At 38.0% G+C, this 17,636-nt stretch carries 10 protein-coding genes; 6 read left to right on the forward strand and 4 right to left on the reverse strand.

Features of this window, described 5'->3' with window-relative positions:
- Positions 1-140: 140 nt before the first annotated feature.
- Positions 141-6,701 carry an HYR domain-containing protein gene (locus G3I01_RS01055; RefSeq protein WP_219550335.1) on the forward strand — a complete coding sequence of 2,187 codons (6,561 nt, stop codon included), beginning with the start codon at positions 141-143 and terminating at the stop codon, positions 6,699-6,701.
- Between the two features lies 1 nt (position 6,702).
- Here the strand turns inward: G3I01_RS01055 and rsmG are convergent, their stop codons facing one another.
- A complete protein-coding gene (rsmG, locus tag G3I01_RS01060; RefSeq protein ID WP_219550337.1) occupies positions 6,703-7,332 on the reverse strand; it encodes a 16S rRNA (guanine(527)-N(7))-methyltransferase RsmG in 630 nt (209 codons plus the stop codon).
- Between the two features lie 161 nt (positions 7,333-7,493).
- Here rsmG and G3I01_RS01065 point away from each other — a divergent pair, with 161 nt between their 5' ends.
- Positions 7,494-8,681 carry a pyridoxal phosphate-dependent aminotransferase gene (locus G3I01_RS01065; RefSeq protein WP_219550339.1) on the forward strand — a complete coding sequence of 396 codons (1,188 nt, stop codon included), beginning with the start codon at positions 7,494-7,496 and terminating at the stop codon, positions 8,679-8,681.
- A 53-nt stretch (positions 8,682-8,734) separates the two neighbouring features.
- Here G3I01_RS01065 and G3I01_RS01070 read toward each other — a convergent pair whose 3' ends face one another.
- Both G3I01_RS01070 and trkA read right to left on the reverse strand, forming a co-directional pair.
- Entirely contained in the window at positions 8,735-10,231 is a 1,497-nt protein-coding gene (locus tag G3I01_RS01070; protein ID WP_219550341.1) for a potassium transporter TrkG, read from the reverse strand.
- Complete coding sequence (gene trkA / locus G3I01_RS01075) at positions 10,231-11,580, reverse strand: Trk system potassium transporter TrkA (RefSeq protein WP_219550343.1); 1,350 nt, start codon at positions 11,578-11,580, stop codon at positions 10,231-10,233. The genes G3I01_RS01070 and trkA overlap by 1 nt, the downstream gene beginning before the upstream one ends.
- Positions 11,581-11,713: 133 nt before the next feature.
- Between trkA and ubiE the strand changes: the two genes are divergently transcribed.
- Both ubiE and G3I01_RS01085 read left to right on the forward strand, forming a co-directional pair.
- A complete protein-coding gene (gene ubiE, locus G3I01_RS01080) occupies positions 11,714-12,442 on the forward strand; it encodes a bifunctional demethylmenaquinone methyltransferase/2-methoxy-6-polyprenyl-1,4-benzoquinol methylase UbiE (protein ID WP_219550345.1) in 729 nt (242 codons plus the stop codon).
- Between the two features lie 4 nt (positions 12,443-12,446).
- Positions 12,447-13,154, forward strand: coding sequence for a porin family protein (locus G3I01_RS01085; RefSeq protein WP_219550347.1), 708 nt, complete (start codon positions 12,447-12,449; stop codon positions 13,152-13,154).
- Here the strand turns inward: G3I01_RS01085 and G3I01_RS01090 are convergent.
- Complete coding sequence (locus tag G3I01_RS01090; RefSeq protein WP_219550349.1) at positions 13,141-13,881, reverse strand: RNA methyltransferase; 741 nt, start codon at positions 13,879-13,881, stop codon at positions 13,141-13,143. The genes G3I01_RS01085 and G3I01_RS01090 overlap by 14 nt on opposite strands.
- Positions 13,882-13,918: 37 nt before the next feature.
- Here G3I01_RS01090 and G3I01_RS01095 point away from each other — a divergent pair, with 37 nt between their 5' ends.
- Positions 13,919-16,483 carry a BamA/TamA family outer membrane protein gene (locus tag G3I01_RS01095; RefSeq protein WP_219550352.1) on the forward strand — a complete coding sequence of 855 codons (2,565 nt, stop codon included), beginning with the start codon at positions 13,919-13,921 and terminating at the stop codon, positions 16,481-16,483.
- Positions 16,484-16,527: 44 nt separating this feature from the next.
- Entirely contained in the window at positions 16,528-17,595 is a 1,068-nt protein-coding gene (gene fbaA / locus G3I01_RS01100) for a class II fructose-bisphosphate aldolase (RefSeq protein WP_219550354.1), read from the forward strand.
- Positions 17,596-17,636: the final 41 nt, after the last annotated feature.

Consider the following 17,636-nt stretch of genomic DNA (forward strand, 5'->3'; position numbering starts at 1 on the left):
TAAGTATTTAATAAATAGTTAGCAGAAAAGGTTCTATTTAATTGATTCAAAGCGGCTTATTAGAATAATTTTTTAACAAAAATCTGTCGTTTATCGAATTTATATGTATTTTTACCGATGAAAATCTAGATCGGTAGCCTATGTATAAAACTACTTTTGGACCCCGAATCCAATATTTACTGACCTTTACGCTTATTTTTCTTACACTTTCCAGCTGGACAAGTGGGAATTTATTTGGGCAAGAGATCTCCATTACCGTAGTCTCCAAAACAAATGCTTCATGTCCTGATGTTGCAGATGGAGCTATAAGTGTATCCATTGCAGGTGGAACTCCCAGCTATACTATAGAATGGACGGGACCCGATGCCTATTCAAAAACGGGCGTAGAAGATATATCTGGACTTAAGGCAGGTACCTATACCATACAAGTTACAGATCAATCTGATCCTGTAAAAACAAAATCGTTGAATATCTCGATTGACGATCCTGATAATACAAATCCTACAATCACAGCGCCTGCAGATGTTACCGCTGAAGTTAATTCTGGAAACTGCACTGCAAACAATGTCGATCTGGGAACACCTACCACTAATGATAATTGTGGTGTGGATACTTATTCAAGTGATGCTCCAGCTAGTTTCCCATTAGGAGAAACTATCGTAACCTGGACAGTGATTGATAATGTCGGGAATACTTCTACAGCGACTCAAAAAGTAACTATTTTAGATAATACAAATCCTACAATCACCGCTCCTGCAGATGTAGTTGCTGATGTTAATTCCGGAAATTGCACTGCCACCGATGTTGCTCTGGGAACACCTACCACTAGTGATAATTGCGGGGTGAATACTTTTTCAAGTGATGCTCCAGCTAGTTTCCCATTAGGTGAAACTACTGTAACCTGGACAGTGGTTGATAATGCCGGGAATACTGCCAAAGCGACTCAAAAAGTAACTATTTTAGATAATACAAATCCCACAATCACCGCTCCTGCAGATGTAGTTGCTGATGTTAATTCTGGAAATTGTACTGCAACCGGTGTTGCTCTGGGAACACCTACCACTAGTGATAATTGCGGGGTGGCTACTGTTTCAAGTGATGCTCCAGCTAGTTTCCCATTAGGAGAAACTACCGTAACCTGGGCAATCATTGACAATGCCGGGAACACGGCTACTGCAACTCAAAAAGTAACTATTTCGGATAATACGAATCCCACAATCACCGCTCCTGCAGATGTAGTTGCTGATGTTAATTCCGGAAATTGTACTGCAACCGGTGTTGCTCTGGGAACACCTACCACGAGTGATAATTGCGGTGTGGATACTTTTTCAAGTGACGCTCCAGCTAGTTTCCCATTAGGTGAAACCACCGTAACCTGGACAGTGATTGACAATGCAGGAAACACGGCGACTGCTACTCAGAAAGTAATCATTTCAGATAATACAAAACCTGTAATAACTGCGGGTGAAAATATAAACGCAACCAATGACACTGGAATTTGTGAAGCTGGTTTATCTATAGCTCCTGCTACTGGTACCGATAATTGTAGCGTAAGCTCTCCCATTGGAACAAGAGATGATGGTCTTGGTCTGGATGAACCTTACCCGGTTGGAATTACCACTATTACATGGACAGTTACAGATGCTAATGGAAACGTAGCCGATGACGTTTTTCAAACTGTAACTGTCGAGGATAACGAAGCTCCAACACCTCCGGTTTTAGAAAATATTACCTGGGGCTGCGTATATACTGCGGAAGCTCCTGTTGCGGTTGATAATTGCTCAGGAGAAATCATTGGAACTACTACTGACCCAACCACATACTCGAATGCCGGAACTTACTCTATAACGTGGACATTTACTGATGATTCTGGCAACTCTTCATCTACTTCTCAAGAAATTACCATTGACCCAGTAGTTGTGGAAACCAACAAAGTTGATGTTTTATGTAATGGTTTTGCTACAGGAGAAGTTGAAGCAACTGCCACCGGAGGCATCGCTCCACTTACTTATGATTGGGGTTCTCTGGGTACTGGTGCTAAAAAGACCGATTTACCCGCAGGAACTTATACCGTAACGGTTACTGATGCTAATGGGTGTGAATCTGATCCGATTTCTGTTACCGTGGAAGAACCAGATACTTTTGTTGAAATTACTAACATTCAAACTACCTCAGGTTGCTTTGGAGAAAACAATGGAACTGCGACCGTAACTGCCCAAGGAGGAATAGGAAATTATACCTATCTCTGGGATAACGGTCAAACCACCCAAACGGCTACTGGTCTTGCTCCAGGGAATCACTCTGTAACTGTTACCGATGAAAATGGATGTGCGAAAGACAGAACTTTTACGGTTTCTCAGCCGACAGAATTAAAAGTAACAGGATTTTTAACCACAGAAACCACCTCGTTTGGTTCTTCTACCGGTAGTGCAACAGCACAGGTAACAGGTGGAAGTCCTAACTATTCCTTCGAATGGACCGGAGGACCAACAGGTAAGAAATATACCGGACAAACTGCTCAGGAATTAGCTGCTGGAACTTACACAGTTACTGTAACAGATAAAAATGGATGTACAGCTACCGGTGTAGTTGAAGTAGTTGACTCCTTAAGCGCCAATATTATTCCTATTTCACTTTGTGAAGGAGAGGATGTTATAAGAACTTCAACATTTAGTGTAGATGGAGGTTCTGCTATTGGAGGTACTGCACCATATACATATTCCTGGGATTTCGGAGATTACGCAAGCCCAGCAACCGGTACAGGCGTAGGACCAATTGATGTAAAATACAGCCAGATAGGAGACAAATTAATAACTCTTACGGTTACCGATGCGAAAGGTCGGACTTTTACACAGCAAGTAATTCAATTTGTTGGAGGTTGTTTTGCTGATGATTGTGGTTCTAATGATCTTGGTCTTGATTATTATTTTATCGGTGACGAAAATCAAAATCCAATTACGAATAATGAGCAATGTGAACAGGTAGATCAAAAATATATATACATTAATTTTCCTACTCAGGCTACCAGATATTCACTTCAAATTGAATTGATTTATTCTATTGAAAATCTAGAAACCGGCACGATTAACAATTACAAGGTTAAGGACTGTTTTTATGAATACGAGGCTATCCCCTTAACCGCACAAACTTTCCCAATTGAATACAATTGTGGTGATCAAGTTAAAGTAGAAGGTGTTTACCTAACTTTCCAAAATAATATTCAAAGGCCATGTGGTACCACAGCAACAAACGGACAGGGCAATGGCAATGACGGCGGTGGTGGCGGAAATAATCCAAAATGTTTTTCAACCAATAATGAATCTACAGTAAGGTCTCCTCTCTATGCAATTGCATTCGCAAATGAATTACTATGTAATGGCGCCATGAATGGAACGGTTACCTCAAGAGCTTCTGGTGGTTCTGGAAACTATTCCTTTGAATTGCTTGATTCCTCAGGTACTTCTGTGGCAGGACCACAAACCAGCGGTATTTTTGAGCAGCTATATGGAGGAACCTATTTCGTAAAAGTTACAGATACAGATTCTAATGATAGCTTTACTTCCAAAGGAGTAACCATTGAAGAACCTTCAGATCCACTCAGCCTAACTATAGATTCTCAAACTAACGTGAGTTGTTTTGGTGGGTCAGATGGTCAGGCAACCTTAAGTGCCGAAGGAGGGACACCAGATTACATCTATGTATGGCCCGATGGACAAACTACTGCCACCGCCACTAATTTAACCGCAGGAGAATATAATGTAAGAGTTATAGATGCCAACGGTTGTGAGGTGAATTCAACTGTAATAATTGAAGAACCTGAAGAAATTATTCCAAATGCAGGCCCTGATCAGGTTTTAGGATGTGGATTCAGTTCAACTCAGCTAAACGCAGAAGAAGATCTTGATGAAAACGGTGACCCCATTCCTGGAAAATGGACTATAGTAAACGGGCCTTCAGGCGGTAGCTTTGCAGATGACACTAATCCAAAGACCACATTTATAGGTTCTCAAGGTACTTATACGCTTAGATGGAGTGTAAACTGCGGAAAATCTGACGATGTTAAAGTTAGCTTTACCAGCTGTAGCACTCTTGATTTTGACGGAGTAGATGACCACGTTAATTTTGGCGATAATTATGGCTTTAACAGTGGCTCCTTTACTTTCGAAGCCTGGATAAAACCGAAATCTGTTGATGGTGTAAGAACAATCTTATCGAAAAGAGATTATTCAAACCCATCTACCGGATATGAATTGATCCTGGAAAACGGAGTTCCTAAAATTAATGGCATTGGGACAACTTCCTTTACAGACAAAAACGTAAGCACCAACAGATGGTACCATATAGCGCTCTCATTCAACGGTTCAACAACAAATCTTTATGTTGATGGCATTCTAATGGGATCGCAATCTGGGAGCAGTAATCCGCAGATAACTACAGCGCCATTTTTATTGGGCGCAGTTTTCGATTCCAGCTCTCCTAATAATCCTAAAGATTTATTTCATGGATGGATGGAAGAAGTTCGCATATGGGGCAAATCTCTTGAGAAGGAAGATATAAGACTTCTGATGAATCAGAAAATTGTCAATAATGCCGGAAAAGTGCGTGGAGAAATCATTCCTATAGATGCAACAGGTATCACCTGGACAGACCTTAAGGGATATTACAGGTTACAGCCGGGAGAAATAACCGGAGGTTTTACCGCAGACAGGGCGACCGACAAAGTGAATGGTAGATTGATCAATATTACCACTACCCAGGAAACTACTGCTCCGTTACCTTACATATCAGCTAAGAACGGCATATGGTTTGATAAAACAAGCTGGAAAAGGCCTCAGGTTTGGGACCCTCCAAATTCATTAGGAATCAATAATGAGAAAATAAACTGGAATATCGCAGTAACCTCTCACACCTTGCAATCAAATTATAAGGACATCACTCTTTTAGGTTTGATTTCAGAGTCTAATTCTGCTAGTAAATTAGATATGCAGGGCTCAGTAAACAATGAGACCGGTAATTCATTATTTATTAGTCACTACTTGAAATTGAACGGTGTAATCGACCTAAATGGGGAATCTCAGTTGATACAACCTGAAAACAGTATTCTAGAAGAGTCTAGTTCGGGTTATCTTGATCGAGACCAGCAGGGAACCGCCAATAGTTTTAATTACAATTACTGGACGTCTCCTGTTTCTCTTCAGGGAGCTGCAAATAATTCTGGCTTCAAGGTCAATGAGGTGCTTAAGGATGGTACAGATCCAACCAGTCCTAAGAGTTTAAATTTCAACTATCAATATCATTGGGCAGATGGAAACTATACTGGTTCTAAAAGAATTAGTACTTATTGGCTTTATACCTTTGGAGCACCCGAAGATGGCTTTAACGGTACCGCCGATGATTACTCTGAATGGCATCAGTTTGGGGAAACAGATCTGCTTCCTCCTGGCATTGGGTATTCAATGAAAGGAACCCAGGGATATGTACCATTAAATAATCAGCAAAATTATACTTTCCGGGGTAAACCTAACAATGGAGATATTAAGGTTAACGTTGGAGCTGGACAGAATCTATTAACCGGGAATCCATATCCATCTGCCATTGATGCATTTCAGTTTATCGATGAAAATGCAATTGAAAATCAGGATTTCAACGGCTCCATTTATTTCTGGGATCATTTCGGAAAAGAGGACACTCATTATCTTGAAGAGTATGTTGGTGGATATGCTGTTATGAATAAGTCAGGTGCAGTTATAGCGGCATCTTCTATAGATTCTCGAATTAATGATAATAATGCCCAGGGAACAAAAGAACCTGGACAGTATATTCCTGTAGGACAGGCTTTCTTCATAAGTACTATTGGAGTCTCCTCTCCTAATTCTATTACATTCAGAAATCAATACAGAGCATTTGTTCCAGAGTCAACACCAGATTCTCATTTCCATGCACAAGAGGATTTAAAATCTAAAAAAGAACAGGAGCAAAATACCTATAAAAAAGACAGCAGATATAAGATAAGACTCAAGTTCGAATCTCCTAAAGGCTACCACAGACAAATATTGGTTACTGCAGATGCTAATTCAACAGACGGATTTGATCTGGGTTACGATGCTCCACTAATTGAAAATAACGTGGAAGACATGTATTGGTTGGTTGAGGACACAGAATTTGTGATTCAGGCAGTTCCCGATTTTAACCTTGACCAGGTTTTAAAAATTGGGATCAAGATCGCAGAGCCAGGAGAATACACTATAAAAATTGATGAATTAGAGAATATTTATAAAGGTTTCGATGTTTATTTAAAAGATCTTACGACAGAAGAATATTTCAATATTTCCAAAGAACCGTTCTCAACAACTGCGGAAGAAATTGGAAATTTCGATGACCTTTATGAAATAGTTTTCAGAAAACCTCTTACAGAAGAAGCAGAGAAAGAGACACCTGTTATCAATTTAGATGATTCAATTCTGGATTTACAATACCTTAAAAAGACTGATGAAATTTCTCTTTTGAACCCAGACCTGATGCAGGTAGATTTTGTGGAACTCTATAGCCTTTCAGGGCAGAAGATCAAAACCTTTGAAGAAATACCTACTAAAAAATTAGTCCTTCTAAGTATGGATCAAAACCTAAGTTCAGCAGTATATATTCTGAAAGTCTATTCTGGTGAAAAGATTTATTCTAAGAAAGTAATTATTACAAAATAGGTTAACCTCTGTATTTCATAGGAAGATAAACCACCTTTTTTGTATCGAAGAAATCTTCTTCGTAAAAATTAGAAAGCTCAAAGATTTCCGCGGTACGGTAATCTTTGAGTTCTTCTGATAGGTCACCTCCTTTTAAATAAAGGATTCCATTCTTTCTATCATGCTGGTTATCCTTGGCGATCTTTCCTTTAACCCATCGAACAAAAGTTGGCATAACGGCAACTGCCCTGCTCACGATAAAATCATAATTTCCGGAAAGCTCTTCCACACGCTGATTGAAGGTAGTTACATTTTCCAATCCCAAGCCTTCACTTACCTCCTCAACTACCTTAATCTTCTTACCAATAGAATCCACCAGATGAAAAGTAGATTCTGGAAATAATATAGCTAACGGAATTCCGGGAAAACCACCGCCGGTTCCAACATCCAGTATCTTTGAACCCGGTTTAAACTGCTGAACCTTTGCAATCCCTAAAGAATGTAAAACATGTCTCAAATAGATCTCATCGATATCTTTTCTGGAAACCACATTGATCTTAAGATTCCAGTCTTTATAAAGTTCCTCCAGTTTCTCAAATTTTGAAATTTGATCTGCAGATAATTCCGGAAAGTATTTTCTAATTAATTCCAAAGCCAAATATTTTGTGCAAAAGTAGTTATTTTTTATTGCTATTTTTCTTTCAAATCTGAACAGCAGAAATTATAAAATTTTAACTTTGAAGCTGCCTCCAATAAAATTTGGAGACACGCGTAAAAAAAATCAGTTGCGTCATACATTAAAAAACTAACACCATGCAGGAAAAATTATCAAATCGCATTAACTCAATGGCAACTTCTCAAACGCTAGCTATGGCAGCAAAAGCGCGTGAATTAAAAGCGGAAGGGAAGGATATTATTGGCCTAAGCCTGGGCGAACCCGATTTTAATACTCCAGATTTTATTAAAGAAGCGGCGATTACTGCTATTAACGAAAATTATAACTCATACACTCCTGTTGATGGATATGTGGAATTAAAGGATGCCATCATCAATAAGTTTAAAAGAGATAACAATCTAACATACGACAGATCTCAAATTGTAGTATCTACAGGTGCCAAGCAATCCCTGGCAAATGTGGCAATGGTAATCCTTAATCCTGGGGATGAAGTTCTATTACCCTGTCCTTATTGGGTTAGTTATGCTGAAATTGTAAAACTGGCAGAGGGTGTTCCGGTAGAAGTTCCAACTTCTGTAGAAACAGATTTCAAAATAACCCCGGAACAACTGGAAGCTGCAATTACTCCGAAAACTAAGATGATCTGGTATAGCTCTCCATGTAATCCTAGCGGAATGGTTTATAGCAAAGAAGAACTCAGAGCCCTTGCCGATGTTTTAAAGAAATATCCTGACATTATAATTGTTAGCGATGAAATATACGAACATATCAATTTTGTTGGAGAACATGCTTCCATGGCAGAATTTGAAGATATGTATGATCGCACAGTAACTGTGAACGGAGTTTCTAAAGCATTTGCCATGACCGGCTGGAGGATTGGTTATATCGGCGCTCCAACCTATATCGCCAGAGCTTGTAATAAGATGCAGGGACAAATCACTAGCGGTGCCAATTGTATTGCACAAAGAGCTGTGATTACTGCTCTTGAAGCACCAGTTAGCAAAATAAGTCACATGATAGATACTTTCAAGAGTCGAAGGAAATTGATCAATGACCTTTTAAATGAAATTGAAGGTTTTGTAACTACTGAGCCCGAAGGTGCATTCTATGTATTTCCTAATGTTTCTTCTTTTTTCGGAAAAACGATCAAAGGCCATGAAATACTGAATGCAACAGATTTTAGTTTATTCCTATTGGAAGAAGCCAATGTTGCGACCGTTACAGGTGATGCTTTTGGAAATCCCGAATGTATTAGAATTTCCTATGCTGCAAGTGAAGACCAGATTACTGAAGCAATGAGCAGAATTAAGAAAGCACTTTCTTAGGTGAAATTTTTAAATAAATTGAAATAAAAAAACCGGCTAATCGCCGGTTTTTTTTATCGATTTCTCCAGAAGAATGGAGTAAGGATTATTAATACCGTGAATAGTTCAAGCCTACCTATCAACATTAAAAAGGTAGTCCACCATTTCCCAAAATCCGGTAGCATATCAAAATTATTAACCGGGCTAAGACCGCCAAAAGCCGGACCTATATTCCCCAGAGATGATGCTGCACCACCAATGGCAGTTTCAAAATCAAGACCTAATGAAGCCAGAACTACCGCTCCAATAATAAAGGATAGCATGTATAAGATGAAAAAACCTAGAATATTAAATACAATTTCCTTGCTGATAGACTTTCCATTGAACCTCACAGGTAAAATGGCATTTGGATGAAGGGTTCTTTTAAATTCGATAATTCCATTTTTGATCATAATAATATGACGCATCACCTTAACACCACCCGCAGTTGAACCTGCAGACCCCCCCAGGAAGAATAATCCAAAATAAAGTATCGTTAAAAATGGTGTCCACATAGTATAATCGGCAGATACGAATCCTGTGGTAGTAATTATAGTTAAAACCTGGAATAAAGAATGACGAAAGGCACTTTCTCCCTCTCCCCAAACCATAGGGTGGTCTATTGAAGAAATGCTAACATCAGCTTGAAAATAAACTATAAGGGCAGAAATCGCAGTAAAACCAGCAATAAAAATAATATACCATTTAAATTCATCATCGTGTAAAACCTTACTGATCTTACCTTTAAAAGCAAAATAGCTTAAGACAAAGTTACTTCCGGCCAGTAGCATGAAGATTATAACGATATACTGAATTATCGGGTTATTATTCCAGTACGCTAAACTGGCATTTTTCGTAGAAAATCCGCCTGTTGACAAGGTACTAAAGGCATGATTTATCGCATCAAAAAAGGTCATTCCCGCGGCCCAGAGTAAAATTGTTTCAGCCAAAGTATAGGAAACATATATAAGCCAAAGTCTTTTAGCTGTATCTCGAATTCTCGGCTTAAGTTTATCGGCACTTGGCCCCGGTGATTCCGCCGAAAAAAGTTGCATCCCCCCAATTCCTAACAAAGGAAGTATAGCTATCGCCAATACAATGATCCCCATCCCTCCAATCCAGTGCGTAAGACTTCTCCAGAATAAAATACCCTTAGGTATAGATTCAATGTCATTTAAAATTGATGCCCCGGTAGTAGTATAACCAGACATGGTCTCAAAAAATGCATTGGTAAAACGGGGAATGGATTCACTTATTACATAAGGCAATGAGCCGCTCAAAGCCATAAAGATCCAACCAAATGTTACAATTATATATCCTTCACGTATCTTAACCTCCTTACTATGACCACGTGTAGTAAACATGAAAAGAGTACCTATAAACAGCGTAATTAGCGCAGCAGTGGATATCTCCAGGGTTACACCATCCTGATAATACCAACTTACGAGCGTTGCTAGTAGCATAAAGCCACCATTGCAAAGCAGCAATAAGCCCATTACATGAAGAATTATTTGATAATTCAGTTTGGGCATTACAAGAAAAGTTTTTCTACTTTATTAATAGAACGAGGCAAACAACAAACTACTATTCTATCCCCAGGTTTTATAAGGAAATCCCCTAAAGCAATAAGCCCTTTACCATTTCTTATAATCCCACCTATAATGGCCGATCTTGGAAAATCTAGATCTTTTATTTTTTTATCACTAACCTGAGATTTGGGCTTTACTATGAATTCGAGTAATTCAGCATTCATGTTATTCAGCTTGGTCATTGCTACAACCTCACCTTTTCTCACATACCGGAATATATTATTAGCGGCTAGTAATTTTTTATTAATAAGTGTATCGATACCTATGGAGTGGCTTAACTGAAAATAATCCATATTTTCTACAAGCGAAATAGTTTTTTTAACGCTTTTAGATTTAGCAACCAGGCATGACATAATATTAGTCTCTGAATTTCCAGTAACTGCAATAAAAGCATCCATATCATGGATATTTTCTTCTTCCAGCAGTTCCACATTACGCCCGTCACCATTGATGATAAGGGTTTCAGGTAACTCATCGGCTAACTCATAGGCCTTTTCACGGTCTTTTTCAACCAGCTTAACATTAAAATTATTCCGGCAAAGATCCTGGGCAGTTTTTCTTCCAATCTTACTTCCTCCAAGAATCATTACATTTTTAATATCCTGTTTGATCTTACCGGTAAGCTTATAGAGCTCCTCTACCCCATTCTTCAAGGTGACAAAATACACCTGATCTCCATCTTTAAACTGAGTATCACCTCTTGGTATTAAAGTATATTGGGTTCCAAAGCGCTGGATAGCAATCGGAACAAAATTGAGCTCGGGAAATATTTTCGCGGCCTCTTTTACTGTTTTTCCAACAAAAGTCGCGGTTCTGGAAAGACTAACACCAATCATAGTAAGTGCTCCTTCTTCAAATTCGTAACTATCATTAAAGGCAGACTGATTCAGCAACAATTCAATTTCCCGGGAAGCTAGAGCTTCTGGAGAAATCAATTCATCAATACCAAATCGTGTGAAGCCAAGTTCTCCTTGATTTTCAAGAAATTCCGTATTAGAAATCCTTGCTATAGTCCTTTTAGCTCCAAGTTGTTTAGCCAATACACATACTGTAATATTCGTGGCCTCACTGGAGGTTACACTAATTACCATATCTGTATATTTTACCTGAGCTTCTTTTAGAATTTTAATAGAACTCGCATCACCCTTGATCGTCCTAATATCCAAATGAGTATCTGCATATGCAAGATTATCTCTATTGGGGTCAATTAGCGTGATATCCTGAGATTCAAAGGAAAGTAATTTAGCTAAATGAAATCCTACTTCACCTGCACCGGCGATAATTATTTTCATATATAAGCTTCAAATTGAGAAAGCAAAGTTAAGTTATTTTGGAGAAACGAAAAATCAGGGCGACAAAGATAAATATTTATTGAATGTCAATGATTTTTAAGCATATCGGTTATCTTTGACCCAAATTTTCACTATGAGTAAAAAGGTCAACCCTTATAAGGATTCCGAACTCACTAAAAAGAAACAGGTTGAACAAATGTTTGATAACATTTCCGGCAATTATGACGGTCTCAATCGTGTAATCTCATTAGGAACCGATGTAAAATGGAGGAAGAAAGTAGTTGCAGCGGTTAAAGCGACCAATCCAGAAAGTATACTGGATATCGCCACAGGTACCGGGGATTTAGCTATTCAAATGGTTAATACAGGTGCTACTCGTATCGTTGGTTTGGACCTTTCAGAGGGAATGCTGAATGTTGGCAGAAAAAAGATCGCGAAAAAAAACCTCGATTCTCGTATTGAGATGATTCAGGGCGATTCTGAAAATCTTCCTTTTGACGAAAATTCTTTTGATGCAATTACCGTTGCATTTGGAGTAAGAAATTTTGAAGATCTCGAAAAAGGCCTAGAGGAAATATATCGTGTTTTGAAACCCGGAGGTATTTTCGTAGTATTGGAGACCTCGGTACCTACCAAATTTCCCTACAAGCAAGGTTACCGTTTTTACTCAAATTTAATATTACCCACTATTGGTAAGTTATTTTCGAAGGACAAAGATGCATATTCGTATTTAAGTGAAAGTGCAGCAAATTTTCCATATGGAAAAACCTTCAACAATATTTTAGACAAAATTGGGTTTATAGATGTAGTAGATTTACCACAAACATTTGGCGTATCAACGATATATACTGCCTCAAAGTAGTAATATGAAGAAACTTTTTGTATTTGCCCTTATCTCCCTATGTATAAATACAGCCCAGGCTCAGATTTTTTCAGGAGAACGAGTGTTAAATCAGCAAAATTTTGATCAGCAACGTTGGTCCTGGGGATATTTTCTCGGGTTTAACACTTATGATTTCAATTTTGACTATAAAAATTACAATCCCAGTCCAGTTACAGGTCAGGATTTCGCAGTAGAAACTCGTACAGGTTTCAATGTTGGATTGGTTGGAAATTTAAGGTTGAATAATAATTTTGATCTTCGACTAGAACCTGGAGTAAACTTTAATACAAGAGGGTTTCAGGCACTAAGAGCTGATGCTAATACTTACAGGGAAATAAGCTCTACTTATGTACACATCCCCCTTCTGGTGAAATTTAATGCAAACAGGCTTAACAACTTCAGACCATTTGTTGTTGGTGGTGTTTCTACATCCATCAATTTAAGCAGTAATGAGGATAACCCGGACGATAATAGTGCTGGCCAATTTAGAATGACTACCAATAGCTACTACTATGAAATAGGCTTCGGAATTGACCTTTATCTTTATTACTTTAAGCTTTCACCATCAATTCGCGGAGTTTTTGCTATAAATGATGAATTGGTTAGAGATGCTGACCCGAATAGTCTGTATACCGGGAATGTTGACAAAATGTCCTCCAGAGCTATCTTCATCAATTTTACTTTTCAATAGAAGACCCTCTTCGGAATTCACTTAAAAGGATGGCAGTAGCCGTGGCTACATTCAGACTTTCAGTTTCCTGAATTCTTCCAAATTGTGGAATGCTGATCTTTTTTGAGAGTAGATCAATAATCTTATCTGAAATCCCATTTGCTTCATTTCCCATCACAAGAATAGCTGCATCTGGTAAATTGGCCTTATAAACATTTTCTCCTTCGAGCATAGTACCCAAAACTGGAAGCTCAGGTTGTGCTGAAATGAATTCATCCAAATCCAGATATTGAATATTAACCCTGGTTAGAGAACCCATACTTGCCTGCACTACCTTAGGATTATAACAATCCACTGTGTCTCTGGAACATACCAAATTTTCTACGCCAAACCAATCACACAATCTTATAATAGTCCCTAAATTTCCCGGATCACGTACCCCATCTAAAGTCACTATTAATCCTTTTTGTCCTACCTGTTTAGGATTGGGAATTTTAAAGACTGCAAGTGCTTTTTGAGGAGTTTTAAGTGAACTTATCTTTTTAAGATCTCGATCATCGATCAGTTCTAAATAATCATCCTTTAATCCAAAATTTTCTCCGGAAGAATAAATTGAAACTAGTTCAAATTCAGAATTCAGGAATTCTCTAATCCCTTTGATCCCTTCTACTATAAAGAGTCCGTGAGAATTTCTATACTTTTTTTGAGAAAGGCTTTTTATTAACTTAATCTGGCTTTTGCTAAGCATTAAAAAAATGTATTTTTGAGCCACTAAACAGTACTGTTTGAAACGGCTTTTCGCAAAAATATTATTATTTTTTCTAACTCTTGTCTTAATAATTAGCTGTAACGCCGTAAAAAGACTCGAACCTGATCAAAATCTATTGGTGGAAAATGAAATTTTCAGCAATGGGGAAAAGGTCCAGGACTCCAGAATATATAATCGCTTATACCAGGAACCCAACACCAGGATCCTTGGTTTCCCCCTGCGATTGCATGTTTATAATCTCGCTAGACCGAATATTGACAGTATCCTAAGTGTAAAATATCTCGAAAACGAAAGAAAAAAGAACAAACTCATTAGTATTCTGTCTAAAAAGCAATTTGAGAAATATTTAAACTCAAGAGTAGAATTCAACCAGTGGATAAAACGAACCGGGGAAGCACCAGTTCTCGTAAGTGAAGAAGAAACAAAAAAATCTGAAAATAGATTACAATCCTGGTATTGGAATAATGGCTGGTTCAATGTAGAAACAGATTATAAAATAATTCCCCTGGAGGATAAAGTTAAAAGAGCAAAGGTAGAATACTACGTTACACCTCATGAACCATATATTATAGACTCGATTAAAACAGAGATCGCTTCAAAAGCTCTGGATTCACTTTATGAATTAAATAAAACTGAGAGTGAGATAAAATCTGGAATTCAATACAATACTCTTGATTTTAATGAAGAGCGTGACCGGTTATCCCAACTTTTCAGAAATAATGGAGTTTACAATTTTGACCAGGAATATATAAGCTTCGATGCTGATACCGTAAATACCAATAATAAGGTAAACACAACCTTGATCATTAAAAATCAAAGAAACAATGTTGGCGACAGTATTTCCAGAGTTCCCTTCAAAATTCATAAGATCAGCAAGGTGAATATTTTTACCGATTACGCTTATGCACAAAGAAATAAAGCTATAACAGACAGTTCTAAACACGAAGGTTACACCCTTTATAGTTTCGAGGAAAGTCGTTACAAACCAGAAGCAATTAGCGACGCAATATTCATAAAACCAGGCACTATCTATAAAGACACGGATAGAACGCGGACTTATAACCGTCTTAATTCTTTAAGAGTTTTTAAATACCCGGACATTCAATACACGCTGGATCCTGATGATACTACGAGAACAGATCTGGTTACCAATATTTTTTTAACCCCCCTTCCAAAGTATTCTTTAGGTTTTGATTTTGATGTTTCCCAAAGTAATATTCAGAAGTTTGGGATTGGTTTTGGAGGATCTTTTCTAATAAGAAATATTTTCGGGGGATTGGAAAACCTCGAATTTTCTGGTAGAGGAAGTATCGCCTCCTCTACAGATGCCGCTGCAAGCCGGGATGAGAATCGTTTTTTTGACATTACTGAAGTTGGGGCAGACATGAAGTTAAGCCTACCTAGAATTTTTTTACCGGTAAATACAGAAAAGATCATCCCTAAGTACATGTCGCCCTTTACAAACATGAGTCTTGGTTTTAGCACACAGAGAAATATTGGGCTTGACAAACAAACATTTTCAGGAATTCTAAATTATGCCTGGAAACCTTCAAAAAGGTTATCAAACAGTCTTGATCTGCTGAATATTCAATATGTTAGAAATTTAAATCCTGAAAATTACTTTAATGTATACCGAAACTCTTTCGAGGAATTAAATGACATAGCTCAGGATAGCAATTTTGAATTTTCAGATCCTTCAAATGATCCGGTTCTTGAAATACCAGATGAAGCAGATGCATTTATAGATTATGTGATCTCTGATGACTTTCCAAATACAGGTCTAAATTCAGATGATTTTTTGAATGTTCTCGATATATATGAAAGGAAATTAAGACTTACCGAGAACAACCTGATCTTTGCCACAAATTACACTTATCTCTGGAATACCCGGGAAAGCTTATATGATAAAGAATTCTCCAGGTTTAGATTTAAAATTGAAACTGCAGGAAATGTTCTTTCATTATTATCAGGAGTCTTCAATTATGAGCAAAATGATCAGGGAAATAGCAAAGTATTAGGGGTTGCTTATTCGCAATATGCTAAAACAGAAGTGGATTTTATTAAGCATTGGGACCTGGGCCAGGACAGGATCTTTGCTACAAGGGCCTTTGGTGGTATAGCAATCCCTTACGGCAACTCCAATAATATTCCTATTACCAAAACTTTCTTTGCTGGTGGTCCCAACGATAACCGAGCATGGCAGGCATATGACCTTGGCCCGGGAAGTAGCGGTAGTATTTTGGAATTCAATGAGGCCAATTTAAAATTGGCTTTTAATGCCGAATATCGCTTTGGCCTGATCGATGAATTTAAAGGAGCCCTTTTCGTAGATGTAGGTAATATCTGGAACGTTCTGGATTCTAATACGAATGAGGATTTTGTTTTTGAAGGAATCGAGGATCTAAAAGAATTGGCTGTTGGTAGCGGTTTCGGACTTAGATATGATTTTAACTTTTTTGTTCTAAGATTCGATATTGGCTTTAAAACCCACGATCCTGCACAGCCCGTAGGAAATCGTTGGTTTAGAGACTATAATTTCTCTCACGCCGTATATAATGTAGGAATCAATTATCCTTTCTAAGCCAGTTTATTTTCTTATTTTTGTAAGCCTAATCAACAAAAGTTATGAGTCACAATATTAAACCAGGCGTTGCCACCGGAAAAGAAGTTCAGGAAATATTTAACTATGCGAAGGAAAAGGGTTTTGCTCTCCCAGCAGTGAACGTTATTGGTTCGAGTAGCGTAAATGCAGTTTTAGAAACTGCTGCAGAATTAAATTCTCCGGTTATTATACAATTTTCAAATGGTGGAGCACAGTTTAATGCGGGAAAAGGACTTTCCAATGAAAATGAACAAGCCGCTATCGCAGGTGGAGTTGCTGGTGCGAAGCATGTACATGAAATGGCAAAATTGTACGGTGTTCCGGTAATCATGCATACAGACCATTGTGCTAAAAAATTGCTTCCTTGGATCGACGGTTTATTGGATGCCAGCGAAAAGCATTTTGAGCAATTCGGCAAGCCTTTATACAGCTCTCACATGATAGATCTTTCAGAAGAACCTCTGGAAGAAAACATGGAGATTTGCAAAAAGTATCTTGAGAGAATGTCTAAAATGGGCATGACCCTGGAAATTGAATTAGGTATCACTGGCGGTGAAGAAGATGGAGTTGACAACACAGATGTTGATTCTTCAAAATTATATACACAGCCAGAAGAGGTAGCTTATGCTTACGAGGAATTAAGTAAAGTTAGTGACCAATTTACCATTGCAGCTGCATTCGGGAACGTTCACGGTGTATATAAACCCGGGAACGTAAAGCTTACTCCAACGATTTTAAAGGATTCTCAAGAATATATCACAAAGAAATATAATGTTGAGAAAAACCATATCGACTTTGTTTTCCATGGTGGTAGTGGTTCTACAGTGGAGGAAATTCGCGAAGCAATTGGTTATGGAGTTATTAAAATGAACATAGATACCGATCTGCAGTATGCCTATATGGAAGGTATTCGTGATTATATGGCCAAAAACAAAGATTTTCTGGCTACACAAATTGGAAATCCTGAAGGAGATGACGTTCCAAACAAAAAATATTATGACCCTAGAAAATGGGTACGCGAAGGAGAATTAACCTTCAAAGCAAGATTAAAAAAGGCATTTGAAGATTTAAATAACGTAAATACATTATAATATAAAACGACAGTCTTTCTTCTGGAAAGGCTGTTTTTTAT

Source organism: Gramella sp. MT6 (assembly GCF_019357415.1).
GTDB lineage: Bacteria > Bacteroidota > Bacteroidia > Flavobacteriales > Flavobacteriaceae > Christiangramia.